Origin of the sequence: Arthrobacter sp. ov407, assembly GCF_900102895.1 — a bacterium.
Lineage (GTDB): Bacteria > Actinomycetota > Actinomycetes > Actinomycetales > Micrococcaceae > Arthrobacter.
On record NZ_FNGD01000013.1, the window covers coordinates 121193 to 135359 of the forward strand.

Annotated in this window: 18 protein-coding genes; 10 read left to right on the plus strand and 8 right to left on the minus strand. The window is 66.2% G+C overall.

All coding sequences use genetic code 11. The features are described 5' to 3' along the window. Positions 1–13: 13 nt before the first annotated feature. Positions 14–490, minus strand: a complete 477-nt coding sequence (locus BLS42_RS16455; RefSeq protein WP_090583071.1) for a DUF4188 domain-containing protein — start codon at positions 488–490, stop codon at positions 14–16. A 71-nt stretch (positions 491–561) separates the two neighbouring features. On the opposite strand from BLS42_RS16455, the gene BLS42_RS16460 reads away from it, so the two are divergent. Further along, entirely contained in the window at positions 562–1179 is a 618-nt protein-coding gene (locus BLS42_RS16460; protein WP_090583073.1) for a MerR family transcriptional regulator, read from the plus strand. Here the strand turns inward: BLS42_RS16460 and BLS42_RS16465 are convergent. The 3 genes from BLS42_RS16465 to BLS42_RS16475 are packed head-to-tail and all read right to left on the minus strand — an operon-like array spanning position 1176 to position 2836. Next, a complete protein-coding gene (locus BLS42_RS16465; RefSeq protein ID WP_371129598.1) occupies positions 1176–1700 on the minus strand; it encodes a GNAT family N-acetyltransferase in 525 nt (174 codons plus the stop codon). The genes BLS42_RS16460 and BLS42_RS16465 overlap by 4 nt on opposite strands. Continuing rightward, positions 1697–2047: an ArsR/SmtB family transcription factor gene (locus BLS42_RS16470; protein WP_090583075.1), complete on the minus strand. Its 351-nt coding sequence runs from the start codon at positions 2045–2047 to the stop codon at positions 1697–1699. The genes BLS42_RS16465 and BLS42_RS16470 overlap by 4 nt, the downstream gene beginning before the upstream one ends. Positions 2048–2095: 48 nt before the next feature. Then, complete coding sequence (locus tag BLS42_RS16475; protein ID WP_090583077.1) at positions 2096–2836, minus strand: aquaporin; 741 nt, start codon at positions 2834–2836, stop codon at positions 2096–2098. A gap of 45 nt (positions 2837–2881) precedes the next feature. On the opposite strand from BLS42_RS16475, the gene BLS42_RS16480 reads away from it, so the two are divergent. The 5 genes from BLS42_RS16480 (at position 2882) to BLS42_RS16500 (ending at position 6730) form a co-directional block, all read left to right on the plus strand. Beyond that, a complete protein-coding gene (locus BLS42_RS16480) occupies positions 2882–3556 on the plus strand; it encodes an arsenate reductase/protein-tyrosine-phosphatase family protein (RefSeq protein WP_090583079.1) in 675 nt (224 codons plus the stop codon). A gap of 247 nt (positions 3557–3803) precedes the next feature. Beyond that, the gene (locus tag BLS42_RS16485; RefSeq protein ID WP_090583081.1) at positions 3804–4226 is read left to right on the plus strand and encodes an arsenate reductase ArsC; all 423 of its coding nucleotides are present in this window, start codon (positions 3804–3806) and stop codon (positions 4224–4226) included. 23 nt (positions 4227–4249) lie between these two features. Next, a complete protein-coding gene (locus tag BLS42_RS16490; protein ID WP_090583083.1) occupies positions 4250–5680 on the plus strand; it encodes an FAD-dependent oxidoreductase in 1431 nt (476 codons plus the stop codon). Beyond that, positions 5677–6099, plus strand: coding sequence for an arsenate-mycothiol transferase ArsC (locus BLS42_RS16495; RefSeq protein ID WP_090583085.1), 423 nt, complete (start codon positions 5677–5679; stop codon positions 6097–6099). Before BLS42_RS16490 ends, BLS42_RS16495 begins: the two co-directional genes overlap by 4 nt. An 88-nt stretch (positions 6100–6187) precedes the next feature. Then, positions 6188–6730: a DinB family protein gene (locus BLS42_RS16500; protein ID WP_090583087.1), complete on the plus strand. Its 543-nt coding sequence runs from the start codon at positions 6188–6190 to the stop codon at positions 6728–6730. A gap of 339 nt (positions 6731–7069) precedes the next feature. Here the strand turns inward: BLS42_RS16500 and BLS42_RS16505 are convergent, their stop codons facing one another. After that, a complete protein-coding gene (locus tag BLS42_RS16505) occupies positions 7070–8269 on the minus strand; it encodes an MFS transporter (protein ID WP_090583089.1) in 1200 nt (399 codons plus the stop codon). Next, positions 8266–8808, minus strand: coding sequence for a Chromate resistance protein ChrB (locus BLS42_RS16510; protein WP_090583091.1), 543 nt, complete (start codon positions 8806–8808; stop codon positions 8266–8268). The genes BLS42_RS16505 and BLS42_RS16510 overlap by 4 nt, the downstream gene beginning before the upstream one ends. Before the next feature lie 185 nt (positions 8809–8993). On the opposite strand from BLS42_RS16510, the gene BLS42_RS16515 reads away from it, so the two are divergent. From BLS42_RS16515 to BLS42_RS16525, 3 genes are all read left to right on the plus strand, one after another. Further along, positions 8994–9611, plus strand: a complete 618-nt coding sequence (locus tag BLS42_RS16515; protein WP_090583093.1) for a PadR family transcriptional regulator — start codon at positions 8994–8996, stop codon at positions 9609–9611. A 115-nt stretch (positions 9612–9726) separates the two neighbouring features. After that, positions 9727–9939: a hypothetical protein gene (locus tag BLS42_RS16520; RefSeq protein WP_090583095.1), complete on the plus strand. Its 213-nt coding sequence runs from the start codon at positions 9727–9729 to the stop codon at positions 9937–9939. Between the two features lie 151 nt (positions 9940–10090). Beyond that, complete coding sequence (locus BLS42_RS16525) at positions 10091–10267, plus strand: CsbD family protein (protein WP_090583097.1); 177 nt, start codon at positions 10091–10093, stop codon at positions 10265–10267. A gap of 82 nt (positions 10268–10349) precedes the next feature. Here the strand turns inward: BLS42_RS16525 and BLS42_RS16530 are convergent, their stop codons facing one another. Together BLS42_RS16530 and BLS42_RS16535 are read right to left on the minus strand one after the other, a co-directional pair. After that, positions 10350–11288 (minus strand): 5'-3' exonuclease, encoded by a 939-nt coding sequence (locus BLS42_RS16530; protein WP_176803485.1) that lies wholly within the window; start codon positions 11286–11288, stop codon positions 10350–10352. Between the two features lie 50 nt (positions 11289–11338). Then, positions 11339–12856, minus strand: a complete 1518-nt coding sequence (locus BLS42_RS16535) for a CYTH and CHAD domain-containing protein (RefSeq protein WP_090583101.1) — start codon at positions 12854–12856, stop codon at positions 11339–11341. 309 nt (positions 12857–13165) lie between these two features. Between BLS42_RS16535 and BLS42_RS16540 the strand changes: the two genes are divergently transcribed. Next, a partial coding sequence (locus tag BLS42_RS16540; protein WP_143019222.1) for a xylulokinase occupies positions 13166–14167 on the plus strand: 1002 nt, incomplete at its 3' end.

A 14167-nucleotide genomic window follows, 5' to 3' on the forward strand; every position in this document is an offset into this window, starting at 1 on the left:
GACTGCCGCGGCATCAGCGGGGCTTAGACAGCCGGTCCTTCGCATGATGGCTCCCGGGCCCGACAGGCACAAGCTCGGTGGCCTGAGCGAGACCTTGGGTAGGCATCGAGACATACATGCTCTCGGCCCGGCTTACTTGGAATGTCTCATGCCAGATGCCGACCGCCCTGGGGGCCTTCCTCGCCTGGCGGTTGAAGGCAGTCCAAGCCGGCCTGTGCTCGGAATCCGGCGCACTCGCGTAGGCATACAGCTTGTCCAGCGAGTCCCAGTACTGCACGATGACCGGCCCGCCGGCTCCAAGGGCAAAGCGAAAACCACGGAGACCGGAATCCGGCTCCCGGAACAGTTCGGTCAGCATCCGGGGCATCGCAAAGAAGACCGGCAGCCACAGATCCGGACGCCAGGGACTGTTGATGCGCATACCGATGAGGAAGACCACCAAATCACCGGAATGGCTGTGCGTGAAACGTCCAGCATTGATGCGTGCCATACTTTTCTCCTAACTAGATACCGTTACTCACCAATGTTGGGGAGTAACACTATCTAAGTCAAGGAGAAACTTTGCGCATCTCAGAGCTGGCCGCGGCCACGCAGGTTCCGGTGGCCACCATCAAGTACTACCTTCGGGAGAAATTGCTTCACGACGGCGTGCTGACTTCCGCGACCCAGGCACGCTACGACGACTCGCATGTGCGGCGCTTGAAGCTCATCCGCTCACTCATTGGCACCGCCGGGCTCAGCGTCAGCGCCACCCGCGAGGTACTGCTTGGCCTGGAGAGCCCGCCGGAGTCCGGCCACGATCTGCTCGGAATCGCGCACCACGCGGTCACCCGGACCGCACCGGACGACGTCGACCTCTCCTCGGCACAGAAGCTGCTGGACCGTTGGGGCTGGGGCGCAGCGACATGCGACCGCGATACCCAGGCTGCCTTGGTGGCGGCGCTGCACGGGCTCTCGGAGGCGGGATTCGACGCGCCGGCGGCGCTCTTGGACCGTTACGCCGCGGCAATGCAGGACATCGCGGAGGCCGACGTCGACACTGTCCCCACGGATTCGGCCGAGGCCGCGATGCGGCACGTGGTCCTCGGAACACTCCTCATGGAACCCGTACTCCTGGCCATGCGCCGGCTTGCCCAGCAAAGCGCATCCTTCCAGCGGTTTGGCGGGACGGGGTCCTAGATGGCTGGGGAGCGGCGCTCGATCAGCACCGTATCCCGCCACTGCCCTTCGCTGGGCCCGTAGCTCATGCGGGCAATACGGTTCCGCCGGCCGACGACGGCGAATCCGTTCGCGAGGTGGAGCTTTAGGCTTGCTTCGTTTTCGGGGAAGACACTGGCCTGGATCGTCCAGATCCCGCCCTGCTCGGTCGATGCGGCCAGGGCCTGAAGCAGTGCGGCCCCCACTCCCCTGCCGCGGGCGTCCGCGGCGACGTAGACGGAGTGTTCGACCACGCCGGCATACACCGGCCGGACGGACGCGGCGGAGACAGCCGCCCAGCCAAGGATCCCGCCCTCGGGCGTCTCGGCCACCAGACGGTGGCCGGGCAGCCGGGAACTGGTGAAGCGTTCCCAGTCCGGCACCTCTGCTTCAAAGGTGGCGTGTCCGGTGGAGATTCCTTCGCGGTAGATCCCTTGGACGGCCGGCCAGTCGTCCTCGCGCATCGAGCGGATCGTGACCGCGGACTGTTCTGTCGCGGTCACAGGGTTGCCAGGAGCCCGGCGGTCTGTTCGAGCGCCCCGGGCACCAGGGAGTAGTAGGCCCATGTGCCGCGCTTTTCACGGTGCAGCAGCCCGGCATCGACCAAGATCTTCAGGTGGTGGGAGACCGTGGGCTGGCCCAGGTCCAGGGGCTCGGTGAGGTCGCAGACGCAGGATTCACCGGCGGGATCGGCCTTGACGATGGAGAGCAGCCTTAGCCGGTTCGGATCGGCCAGCGCCTTGAAGATCAGGGCTTTCTCCTTCGCCTCCTCAGCGCCGATGGCAGGCATTCCTGCCGGGGCACAGCAGGCTTCATCCGTGGCCGGTTCGAGGATAGGCAGCGAGGTCATGTATCCATTATGCCCGGATATTGACAATCATCAATGTATGAGCGAAGGCTATGCGCGGGCCGTTTCGGCACTGCGCGCGAGAACGACGTCGTCCGCGGTGCGGGCGGCGGAGGGGAACAGAATGAGGAGGAGGCCCAGGCCTACTGCCGCGCCGATCAACTGCGCCACGACGAAGCCGGGAACGGAGGCCGGTGCGATCCCGGCGAAGGTGTCACTGAAGATGCGGCCCACCGTCACGGCCGGGTTCGCGAACGACGTCGAGGACGTGAACCAGTACGCGGCCCCGATGTAAGCGCCCACCGCCGGCGCTGCGAGGACGCCACGCTTGGTGGCAGCCAGGGCGAAGATCAGCAGGACCAGTCCAGCGGTGGCGACAACCTCGCTCAGCAGATGACCCGGGGTTGTGCGCTCCTTGGCGGAGATGGAGGTGCCCACCTCAAACATGGCGTTCGCGACCACGCTGCCGCTGACTGCACCCACGGTCTGGGCAACCACATAGGTGCCCAGCTCCGGCAGGGTCAAGCCGGTACCGCTGCGTCGTCCCAGGATCCAGTCGGCGAGGGAAACCACAGGGTTGAAATGCGCGCCGCTCACGGACCCCAGCACCAGAATCAGCACCGTCAGGCCCAGCACCGTGGCGGTGCTGTTCTGGAGCAGTTGCAGGCCAACGTCATTGGGGGAGAGTTGCTGTGCGGCGATCCCGGACCCGACGACGATGGTCACGAGCAAGCTGGTGCCGAGTAGCTCGGCGACGGCGCGCCGCCACAGCGGCGGCTGGTTGGAAGTCATGGCAACAGCTTGATAGAAAGAATTAACTCAGTCAAAATTGAACCAATGAATATTGAGACAGCAGACGGTTTTCGGACGCGGGTGGCCAAGCACGCGGCCCTCGCCGATCCTGCGCGGCTGCGCATCGTTGATCTGCTGACCCTGGGGGACTTGTCCCCGACGGAACTGCAGGCAGAGCTGGCGATGCCGTCCAATCTGCTCTCCCACCATCTGCGCGCACTGGAAGAGGCCGGGCTGGCAACCCGCCACCGCTCCGAAGCCGACAGGCGCCGCAGCTACATCCGGCTTGCCGCCGGCGCCCTGGAGGGCCTTGTTCCGGGAGCCGAACACGGGGCCCGCCGCGTCCTGTTCGTCTGCACACGAAACAGCGCCAGGTCCCAACTGGCCGCCGCACTCTGGCAGCGGGTCAGCGAAATCCCCTCGACGTCGGCGGGAACACATCCCGCGGACCGCATCGCCCGGGGCGCCGTCGAGGTCGCCCGCCGTCACGGCGTGGACCTCGCAGACCTTCCTCCGCGCAGGCTGGAGCAGGTGGCCGGGGAGGGTGACTTCGTGGTGACCGTGTGCGATAACGCCCACGAGGAACTAACCGGCCTGGGCGGCGTGCACTGGTCAGTGCCGGATCCGCTGCGCCTGGGCACGGAGGATGCCTTCGAGAAGGCTTTCGATGACATCGCCCATCGGATCAATGACCTCGCACCCCGCGTGCTCGCAGCCTAACTCGCTCCGACAATGCCCCGCCCACTCCTTCCGCTGCGGGCAAGGGGCAATTTTCCGCAGGCTCATCCAGGGCCGTCCGGCATGCCCGAGGAGGAGGTGAAGCCGCCACCACGTAAATATTGACAATCATCAATCTACGGTCCAATACTTTGTACATCGACTCTTATCAATGTTCCGCCCGAGCGCTGCACGTGCAGGCGCAGGACCTTGACCGGCCCGACACCCAACTGATTCCAGGAGAAACCCCGTGAGCACCGAAGCCGCCAAGAAGCCCTCCGTCCTGTTCGTCTGCGTCCACAACGCCGGCCGCTCCCAGATGGCAGCCGCCTTCCTCACCACCCTCGGCGAGGGCCGGATCGAGGTCCGCTCCGCCGGTTCCCAGCCCGCGGACAAGGTCAACCCCGCAGCCGTGGAGGCCATGGCGGAACTCGGCATCGACATGTCGGCCGAGATTCCCAAAATCCTCACCACCGAGGCTGTGAAGGAATCCGACGTCGTGATCACCATGGGCTGCGGCGACGAATGCCCCTACTTCCCCGGCAAGCGCTACGAGGACTGGGTCCTGGAGGACCCCGCCGGGCAGGGCGTGGACTCCGTCCGCCCGATCCGCGATGAGATCAGGACCCGCATCGAGGCCTTGATCGCATCACTCACCCCCGTCGCCAAGTAACGGGCAGCAAGAAAGAGGAAACCATGGATTCAGCGAAGAACCTTCCCGTTGCAGTGATCGGCGCCGGCCCCGTGGGCCTGGCCGCCGCGGCCCACCTGATCGAACGCGGACTCGAACCGCTAATCCTCGAGGCCGGCCCCTCCGCTGGCGCCGCCATCGAGCAGTGGCGCCACATCCGGCTGTTCTCTCCCTGGCAGTACAACATCGACGCCGCCGCCGTCCGCCTGCTCGAAGCCTCCGGCTGGGAATCGCCCCGGCCCACGGCCCTTCCCTACGGCGGGGAACTCATCGACCAGTACCTGACACCGCTGGCTGCCCTTCCCGAGATCGCCTCCCGCCTGCAGACGGGCGCCAGCGTCCTCGCGATCACCCGCCGGGGCCTGGACAAGACACACACCCGTGACCGCGAGAGCACACCGTTCGTCGTCCGGGTCGAGCACGAGGACGGCGAAACCCGCGACTACACCGTGGCCGGGGTCATTGACGCCTCCGGCACCTGGTCCACCCGCAACCCGCTGGGGATCTCCGGGCTTCCTGCCATCGGCGAAGACTCCGCTGCGGACCGGATCTCCTCGCCGCTCCCGGACGTCACCGGCCATGACCGGGCCTCGTTCGCAGGCCGGCGCGTCTTGGTGGTCGGCGCCGGCCACTCCGCCGCCAACACCCTGATCAGCCTCGCGGACCTGGCCAAGGACGAACCGGACACCCGGATCCTCTGGGCGGTCCGCGGCGCCTCTGCCGAGAAGGTCTACGGCGGCGGCGACGCCGACGGGCTGCCCGCCCGCGGCCAGCTCGGTGCCCGCCTGCGCCGCCTCGTCGAGGCCGGGACTATCGAGCTACACACCGGCTTCGGCATTGCTTCCCTCAAGGCACTGGGTTCCGGTGTGACTGTGGGAGCTGTTGACGGCCGGACCCTGGAGGCCGACGTCGTGGTTCCGTGCACCGGATTCCGCCCGTACCTGGACATTCTGCGTGAACTCCGGCTGAACCTAGACCCGGCCGTCGAAGCGCCCGTGGAGCTCGGCCCGCTCATCGACCCGGAATTCCACTCCTGCGGGACCGTCCCCCCGCACGGCGCAGCACTGCTGGCGCACCCGGACAAGGACTTTTACATCGTCGGCATGAAGTCCTACGGCCGGGCGCCGACCTTTTTGCTCGCCACCGGCTACGAACAGGTCCGCTCCGTCGCCGCCGCCCTGGCCGGTGACCGCGAAGCGGCCGATACCGTCCAGCTCGAACTCCCCGAAACCGGCGTCTGCTCGTCTGACGCCGGCACCAGCTGCGACGTTCCGGTGGCCGCCGCCGTCGGCTCCAAATCCTCGTGCTGCGCGGCGCCGGAGCCGGTGCTCGTCGGTTTCCCCACCGGCCTGTCCCACGGACGCTCCGGCGAAGACACACTGGCCGCATCACTGCTCAGCGGCCCCGGCTCCGATAAGGAAGAATCGAACGCATGACCGAGACCACGAAAACACCCAGTGTCCTGTTCGTCTGCAGCAAGAACGGCGGAAAATCCCAGCTCGCCGCGGGGCTTATGAACCAGCTCGCCAACGGGACCGTCACGGTGCACTCCGCCGGGACCAAGCCCGCCGAATCGCTGAACCCCCAGTCCGTGGACTCCCTGGCAGAGCTCGGCATCGACATCACCGGCGAACACCCGAAACCGATCAGCGACGAAGTCATGGACGCGGCCGACGTCGTCATCGTCCTGGGCAACGAAGCTAAAGTCGAACCCCGCGAGGGCCAGCGGCTCGAGTTCTGGGATACGGACGAGCCCTCCGAACGTGGCATCGAAGGCATGGAGCGCATGAGCCTGGTTCGGGACGACATCAAGGCCCGCGTCCGGAAGCTGTATGCGGAGCTGACCGGAAACTGACCGAATCCCTGTCCGCCGCCACCCGGATCCTCGCCACGGGGCCATCGGCCGCGGCCGGCTGAAGACCTGAGACTACGAAAGGCACATCGTGGACCCGACAAGGGACGAGATCCTGGCCGGGTACAGCCGCGCCCGCCGCGACCTCCTCGCTCTGCTGCAGACCGCTGCGCCCAAGGATCTCGACCGCAGGAGCGACGGCACCCGCTGGACCAACGAGGAACTGCTCTTCCACATGGTCTTCGGCTACATGGTGGTCCGCGCCCTGCTCCCGCTGGTCCACGTTGTCAGCCGGCTCCCCCGGCCGGTTGGCAGGGCATTCGCTGCTATCCTCAACGCGGGCACCGGTCCTTTTGATGTGGTGAACTACTGGGGTTCCCGGGCCGCCGCCCGCGTCTACAACAGGCGCAGGATGAGCCAGAAACTGGACAAGACCATCGCCGCACTCTCCCGCCGGCTCGAACGCGAAACCTCCCAGTCCCTCGCCAGGTCGATGCCGTTCCCCGACAGGTGGGACCCCTTCTTCACACCGCTGATGACACTCAATGATGTGTACGCCTACCCGACACTTCATTTCGACTTCCACGCCAGGCAGCTGAGCCTTCGGCATCCGGACGCACCGGGAACGTTCTGAAACAAGCTCAAGGGACTCATCCACTAGTTCCGCTTCTCGGCAACCGAGGAACATAGATTGCTCGCCAGGCGACTTGATAGAGACAAGGCGCAACGTCCCGGCTGCGCTGGTCCGGCCATCGGCTTCACGTCGAGGTGTCCATCCCACTGACCGCGATCACCGCTTAGGCGAACTTGCCACTATCCACGATGAAATCGACCATGCCACCCGCCACGCACTCCCGAACGTGGGATCCGTGACGACGGTGCCCACGTTCGCCCCGGCAGGGCCGGCCGGAGGACATCACCCCCCGAGCCACTGATAACGGGGGCCGTCACGAACTGTCGGACCACCGAGGAATCAGTTTCTGCGCGGGGCACCCGCTGGCGTCCCGGTCCCTCTGCTGGCGAGTTGAGGAACACTGGCCGCTGCGACCAGGACTGCAAGGGCTCCGAGGCCGGCGGGCAGGCCGATGACTGTGGCGATGCCTCCCACCAGCAGCGGGCCGCCGGCGTCCCCCAGTTCGCGTCCGAGTTCGGCGGAGCCCATGGTGCGGCCCATGCGTTCAGGCGGGGTGGTATCCGCAAGATGGGCGAAGCCGAGTGGAGTGGCCACGCCGACGCCGATACCGATCGCCGCGGCGGCAAGGTAAATAGTGACCGGCCCGGGCACCAGGGCCAGGAGTGCGATGCCGCTCGCGGTCAGCAGGAGGCCTGATGTCATGCCCCGCGCGTCGCTGATGCTGCCGTTGTCACGCATCTTGCCTATCCGGGGCTGCGTGAGCAGGGAGGCGATTGCCAGGATGCTGACTGCTGCCGTTCCGGCCAGGGCGTCGAGGCCGTGCCTCGTGGCCAGGGCGGGAAGAAACCCGATCGCCACGCCGAGTGCAGCGGTCGAGGCTGCCAGGACCAGGGTGGGGATCAAGAACCGCCGTTCCGTAATCTGCCGCGCCAGGTCCAGAACGGTGTAGCGCTGGCGCGGGAGGGGCTTCAGATGCGGTACGGAAACAAGCACCCACACTGCTGCCGCTGCCGCCAGCACCGAGAGGGCGGCGAACAGCAGCGGAAAGCCGCCCGCGAAAATCAGGCCGGCCCCGAGCATCGGCCCGATGACGTATCCGAGACTCTTCCAGGAGCCGTACCGCCCGAAGTAGGTGCCGGCGTTTCTCCCCCGGGCAAGGCGCGCAACCATGGCCGAGGACGCCGGGGAGAAGGCAGAGGCCGCGGCACCCTGCCCAAGCCGGGCCAGACCCAGCATGAGCGGATCGGCTCCCCATAGACCTATGAGGGAAAGCACGGCAAAGGCCAAAAGGCCTCCGACGATGACGGGCTTGGTGCCGATGCGGTCGCTGAGGGCACCGAAGACCGGTTTGAGGAACACCTCAGAGATGTCATACAAGGCGAGCAGAATGCCCAGGTTGAGCAGTGTCAGCCCGATGTTTTCGCTCTGGGCACCCATGCCAGCGGCAATACTGTGCGCGCCGAAGGCGGTCACGAACCCTGCGGCGTACAACGGGGCAGAAGAGAACCGGGCGGCGAGCACCGGCGGAGACTGGCTCACGAGTGCAGCTCCTGGTAGACCAGCCCGGCAAATTCCTCCAGCGCAACAACGCAGCCCGCAAGGCTCCCTTCGGCGCCGGAAGCCGACGGGGTGCCGAAGACGTCCTTGCCCCGGATTGAGCGGAACCACCTCCGCAGCCGATCCAGGCTTTGCTCTTCTTCCTCGAGCTCGGCAAGCGTGAACTTCTGCTTCGTAATCTCGCGGGCAATCTCCTCCCGAAATTTGCCGCAGTCCGCGACGAACTCGGCCCATTCATCGCCCCGGGCCGCATCAAAAAGTGCACGCAGTTTGGCGGCATCAGCATCGGCGGAACCCGTCGTCAGCAGAAGCAGGTCGCCGTGGCCCGCGCGGGCCAGTTCCCGGGCCTTTTCTGCACCCTCCCGGCAGGCAGGAACATCAGGCGCGGTCCAGGCGCCCTGACCAATGGGAACGGCACCGAATCGACGCAGTTCCCGCCAGACAGCCACGCGGTACCGGGACGGATCCGACGGCACCTGCACCAGCAAAACAAGCCAGGAAACTTCAGCATTTTGGGTCACATACAAAATTGTAACGGTTGTTACAACCAGGGTTGATACGACGGCGGCTGGCAACCTGCCTGAATCAACGACTATCCAGTTGGATCGACTATTGACCGGCGATACTCACCGATATATCGTTAATTATCGCCGATTGATCGGCGACCATCAGGGAAATTCAACTGACATGGAAGGACGATGCCGTTATGAAAGGCATTCACGACGACAAATTCACGGGCGGCGGCCCCGCGCTGGGACGCTTCGGGCGCGGCAGGAGCCGCCGCGGACCCCACGGTCACGGCGGTTTCGGGCCGGGCCGCGGGTTTGGGCCGGGTTTCGGACCAGGCTTTGGTCCCGGGTTTGGTCCGGGCTTCGGTCCCGGCGGTTCGCGGCGGGCCAACAGGGGCGATGTTCGCTCGGCGATTCTCTCCCTCCTGGCCGAATCACCGTCCAACGGCTACGGCCTGATCAAGACAATTGCCGATAAGACGTCTGGGGCCTGGCGTCCGAGCCCGGGCTCCGTCTACCCGACGCTCCAGCAGCTCGTCGATGAGGAGCTGATCGCGCCCGTAGGCGACGGCCGGCGCACCGAGTTCACCCTCACCGACGCCGGCAAGGCTTATGTGGCCGATCATGCCGAAGAGCTGGGGAACGCGTGGAACACCGATCCTGAAGGATCCGGGCCGGCGTTTCACCAGAGCGTGGGAAAGCTCATGGGAGTCATCCACCAGTTCCGCTTCTCGGCAACCGAGGAACAACGCAATGCCGCGATGGAAGTAATCGACGACACCCGCCGCGCGCTCTACCGCATCCTCGCCGACTAACACCGCCGCTTAAAGACAGCCCCCTTTCGGGCGCTGATCCCTGCCAATGGTCCCTCCCGGAAATGACCCCGGCAACACTATTGTTAGAACCACACCCCGCAGCGGGAAAAGAGCGATGATGCGCGGAATAGGCAGGCGCCAAACTGGCGGACGCGGAATAGGTCTGATCGGGACCGTATACCTGGTCATCGGCGTTGTGGTCGCCGCCACCCACGGCTATCTCGTGGCATGGAACATTCCCGGCAATATTCTGGAAGGCCTGGCGGCAATTATCCTCTGGCCCCTCGTGGCCATCTTCGGAGTGAATCTGCATACGTTGATCGCCTGATTTTGGTAGTTGCCCCATAGCCGCACGGTGGCCCGGACCACCGCAAATGGTGATGGACCATCGCCCCCACTTTCGGCACATCTGTCCCTACAATTAATTGTGGCCTCCATGGCATTCACGTCGCGGGGGCGACCAAATAAGGAGGATCATCATGGGCCTGGGTGACAAGATCCACAATGCCGCCGAGAAACTACACGGCAAAGGCAAAGAGACAGCCGGCAAAGCCACGGGCGACGACAAGATGAAGGCCGAAGGCAAGAGCCACCAAGTCAAAGCAGACCTGAAGCAGGCTGGCGAAAAAGTCAAGGACGCCTTCAAGAAGCACTGAAACAGGCCGCCGGAGGGCGGAGGTGCGGTCCAGATCGCACCTCCGCCCTCGCCCCAAGTCCACGCAATCCAAGGACTCTCCGCTAACGACGCAGGTCGAGCGCCTCGAGGAGCCGCGTGACCGAGCCGCCGAGGTTCCATTCCGTGGCGAGACGCTCAAGGTCGGCCCGCGAACCGCCAAGGACCGGGTGCAACTGCGCGCCCGCCTCCTCGAGCGTCGGCAGCTCCAGGTCCCGCACGATCTTCACGACGGCGGGCGCGACCGTGAGGTAGTCCGCCGCCGCGGCGAGTTTCGACCGTACGGAGGCGGACAGCCCGCTTCCTGCGTCCGAGGCAGCCGCGAGCAGGCCGTCGAGCGTGCCGTACTCTCCGAGCAGCGACGCCGCGGTTTTCTCGCCAATGCCAGCAACGCCCGGCAGCCCGTCGGAAGCGTCACCGCGCAGGGTCGCGTAGTCGGCATACTGCACGGGCAGCACGCGGTACTTGCCGACGACGACCGCGTCGGTCAGGACTTCGAGGTTCCTCATGCCGCGCGCGGTGTAGATCACCCGTACCCGACGGGCGTCGTCGACGACCTGGAAGAGGTCGCGGTCGCCCGTCACGACGTCGACCGGAAGCTCGGCGTGGCTGGCGTAGGTGCCGATGACGTCGTCGGCCTCGTGTTCGGCAGCCCCGACGACGGCGATGCCGGCTAGCTTGAGCACCCGTCGGATCATTGGAATCTGCGCCTCGAGCGGGTCGGGCACGACCTCCACATCCGGGGCGCCGGCCACCACTTCGGCGACTCGATGCGACTTGTAGCTCGGGATGAGGTCCACCCGCCACTGCGGACGCCAATCGTCGTCCCAGCAGGCAACGAGATGCGTGGCGTCGTAGTCGGTGGTGAGCCGCGCGATCATGTCGAGCAGCCCGCGAACGGCGTTCACCGGGGTGCCGTCGGCGCGGCGGATCGTGTCGGGCACGCCGTAGAACGCGCGAAAGTACAGCGACGCGGTGTCAAGGAGCATCAGACGGTCGGTCATAACTGATCCTGACACGGATGCGCCCGCCCGGCGTGGAACGCGTTCCCGGATCAGGAGCGGAGCCGCAGGCCGCGAAGCCTTTTCCCTGCCTTGCGGGCCCTCTTGTCCGTCTTCCGGGCAATGCGTTCTTCCATCTTCAGCAAACTTTGCAAGCCGAGGTCAGCGTCGGCGGGCAGGTCCGGGATGGCCGCCAGTCCCCGCAGCAGGGTGGTCGCCATGACGCTGTCTTGATGGTCGCCGAGTACTGTCTGGAGCCGTCCAGCGGCTTTTGTCAGCTTGACGGCACGTTTGCCGTGGATCTCCGTGACCGATTCGCCCGCGTGGCGCAGGCGTTTGGCGTCTTTTCGGACCTCGTGCAACGCCGTATCGCGGGCGGTCCGGCCGGCGGAGCGTTTGACGGCTTTCCGGGAACGCTCCACCCGTGTTGCTGCCTTGTTCACCAGCTTGGCCGTCACTTTGCGCGCGGGGCGGGAGGCGCGAGGCTTGGCAGGCGGGTGGTCCCGGAAGTCCTCAAGGGAGCCAAGAAGACGGAAATAGCGGTCGGTCTGGAGCGTCTTGAGGACGTTTCTATAACCTGCGTTGTGGGTTGCGACCAGTTCCAGTTCGATCATCTGGTTCAAAGAGCCAGACCTTTGTTCTTCGGGGAGTTCCAGCAGATGCTGGCGAAGCCGCTCCAGCATGACTTCGGCGTCGCGGGCCGGCCCCAGGCTCTGGCCGAGCCACTTCAGTTCGGCCTGGAGTTCCCGGACCGCTGAGCGGTTGAAGAGTTTGCGATAGGTGGCCAGGACGGAGCGCGCCCGGCGGGTCGCGGACCGCATCTTGTGGACGGAATCCGGTGTCCCCAGCCGGACGCCCGGATCATGGGTGATGAAGTCTTCGATCCGCGCGCCCAGATAGGCCGTCACGACGTCGGCTGCCGGTCCTTTCTTCCGGGGCTTACCGCTCCGGGGACTGAGCTCAGCTGGCCACGTTTCGCCAAACGTACGGGCAAGTTTGGAAGGATAGGCGGAGTGGCTCCCTCCCGTGGACGTCAGGGTTTCGGCGGCGGCATCGAGGAACTCCTTGGTTCCGTGGACGAGTTCGAGCTCCCATTCACGCCAGTCGAGGGCCGGCCTTGGCGGCTGCAGAGCCTCGGCATGGACCTGGTCGTCGGCGAAGTCGGCCAGGTGCTCACCGATAGGCCCGTAGAGCCGGTAGGTGGTGCGCCGCGTACTCAGCCGGGCGATGGGCACCAGTTCGTCGCCCCGGGTGAATACCTGCAGACGATCGGACAGTTCTTCCGGAACGGTTTCCGGCTGGCCCAGCGGGGCATGGATTTCCTCCCGCTGGTCGGTTCCGGCGGGAAGCTTGAGGTGCCACCCGGCGTCCGTGCCGCCGGTGCGCCGCCGCAGGGTCAGGCGCCGTGCGGCGAGGGCCAGCGACGGGGTGTCGAAGTAAACAGCCTCAAGGTGATCCGTCACCGGCTCCGCGACGTCGTCCACACCCTCGATTTCCCGCAGGTCCGGAAGCGCTGAGGATGTCTCGGCGTCGTACTTTTGTTCCGTTTCAAGTTTTCCGGTGGTCTCCATGGCGGCCTTCCCCCTACTGGCACCGCTGGAACCTGGACTTCATCCTCCGGTGGGCGTGTCCGGCCGGCGCCTTGGCCCGTTCCGCCCAGCCCGATTCTAGGCCCGGGGGTTACAGCCAGACCAGACCGTCAGCGGGCGACCAGGTCACGGTGAGCCGCCGCCTCCTTGGGCAGGCCTGAACCGGGTGGCCGGTTCGCTGAGTTGACGATCACGGAACACTACCCGTATCGTAGTTATTAGACGTCTGACGACTTACGCAGGCGGTGAGGGGTTCGGGGGACGGCCGCTGGGATACAAAGGAGTATTTCATTGGGATATGTAATTGGCTGTGACCTCGGGTCGCAGAGCGCGAAGGCGGTGCTGATGTCGCCGGAGGGCGGGATCGTCGCGACGGCCAGTGCGGGGTATGCGATGGCGCACCCGCACAGCGGCTGGGCGGAGCAGGATCCGGCGGACTACCGGAACGGCATCGCGTCCAGTGTGCGTGCGGTGCTGGCCTCCTCCGGGGTGGATCCGGCGGCGGTGACCCATATCGGGCTTTCGAGCCAGGTGGACGGGGTGGTTCCGCTGGACCGGAACATGCGGCCGCTGCGGCCGGCCATCATCTGGCTGGACCGGCGCGCGACGGAGCAGGTGGCCCGGCTGGGCCGGGCGATCGATCCGGAGCGTTTGTTCGCCCGGACCGGGCTGAACCTGGACGCCTCGCATACCGGGCCGAAGCTGATGTGGCTGGCCGACAACGAGCCGGAGGTTTACGCGCGGGCCGCGTCGCTGCCCTCGGTGGGCGGCTACGCGGTGGCGTGGATGACCGGCCGGTCGATCCAGGACCACGCCAATTCCTCCTCCTCGCTGCTCTATGACGTGGTGGCCCGGGACTGGAGCGATGAACTCATCGACGCGGCCGGGCTGGACCGGGCCAAGCTGCCCGAGATCGGCCGGGCCACCGACGTGGCCGGCACGCTGACCGCGGAGGCCGCCGCGGCGCTCGGCCTGACCACGCGGTGCGCCGTGGTGGTCAGCACCGGTGATGACCACGCCGCGTGCCTGGGCGCCGGGGGCGTCCGGCCCGGGGTGGTCGTCGACATCCTCGGCACGGCCGAGCCGGTCGGGGTCTCCAGCGCCGTCCCGGTCTTCGACGAGACCAAACTCGTCGAGACCCACGCCCACGCGGTCGACGGCAGCTACCTGATCGAGAATCCCGGCTTCGTCTCGGGCGGGAACACGCTCTGGTTCGCCAAGAACGTGCTGGGCATCAGCCAGCAGGAATTCTTCGACCGCGCCGCCTTCTCCCGGCCCGGCGCCCGCGGGGTC

What these genes read in the sequence shown, in the direction of transcription:
- BLS42_RS16495 (WP_090583085.1), top strand. Translation starts at nt 5,677, where the DNA reads ATGACCGAGACCACGAAAACACCCAGTGTCCTGTTCGTCTGCAGCAAG.
- BLS42_RS16480 (WP_090583079.1), top strand. Translation starts at nt 2,882, where the DNA reads ATGAATATTGAGACAGCAGACGGTTTTCGGACGCGGGTGGCCAAGCAC.
- BLS42_RS16470 (WP_090583075.1), bottom strand. Translation starts at nt 2,047, where the DNA reads ATGACCTCGCTGCCTATCCTCGAACCGGCCACGGATGAAGCCTGCTGT.
- BLS42_RS16530 (WP_176803485.1), bottom strand. Translation starts at nt 11,288, where the DNA reads ATGACCGACCGTCTGATGCTCCTTGACACCGCGTCGCTGTACTTTCGC.
- BLS42_RS16520 (WP_090583095.1), top strand. Translation starts at nt 9,727, where the DNA reads ATGATGCGCGGAATAGGCAGGCGCCAAACTGGCGGACGCGGAATAGGT.
- BLS42_RS16475 (WP_090583077.1), bottom strand. Translation starts at nt 2,836, where the DNA reads ATGACTTCCAACCAGCCGCCGCTGTGGCGGCGCGCCGTCGCCGAGCTA.
- BLS42_RS16515 (WP_090583093.1), top strand. Translation starts at nt 8,994, where the DNA reads ATGAAAGGCATTCACGACGACAAATTCACGGGCGGCGGCCCCGCGCTG.
- BLS42_RS16525 (WP_090583097.1), top strand. Translation starts at nt 10,091, where the DNA reads ATGGGCCTGGGTGACAAGATCCACAATGCCGCCGAGAAACTACACGGC.
- BLS42_RS16490 (WP_090583083.1), top strand. Translation starts at nt 4,250, where the DNA reads ATGGATTCAGCGAAGAACCTTCCCGTTGCAGTGATCGGCGCCGGCCCC.
- BLS42_RS16535 (WP_090583101.1), bottom strand. Translation starts at nt 12,856, where the DNA reads ATGGAGACCACCGGAAAACTTGAAACGGAACAAAAGTACGACGCCGAG.
- BLS42_RS16455 (WP_090583071.1), bottom strand. Translation starts at nt 490, where the DNA reads ATGGCACGCATCAATGCTGGACGTTTCACGCACAGCCATTCCGGTGAT.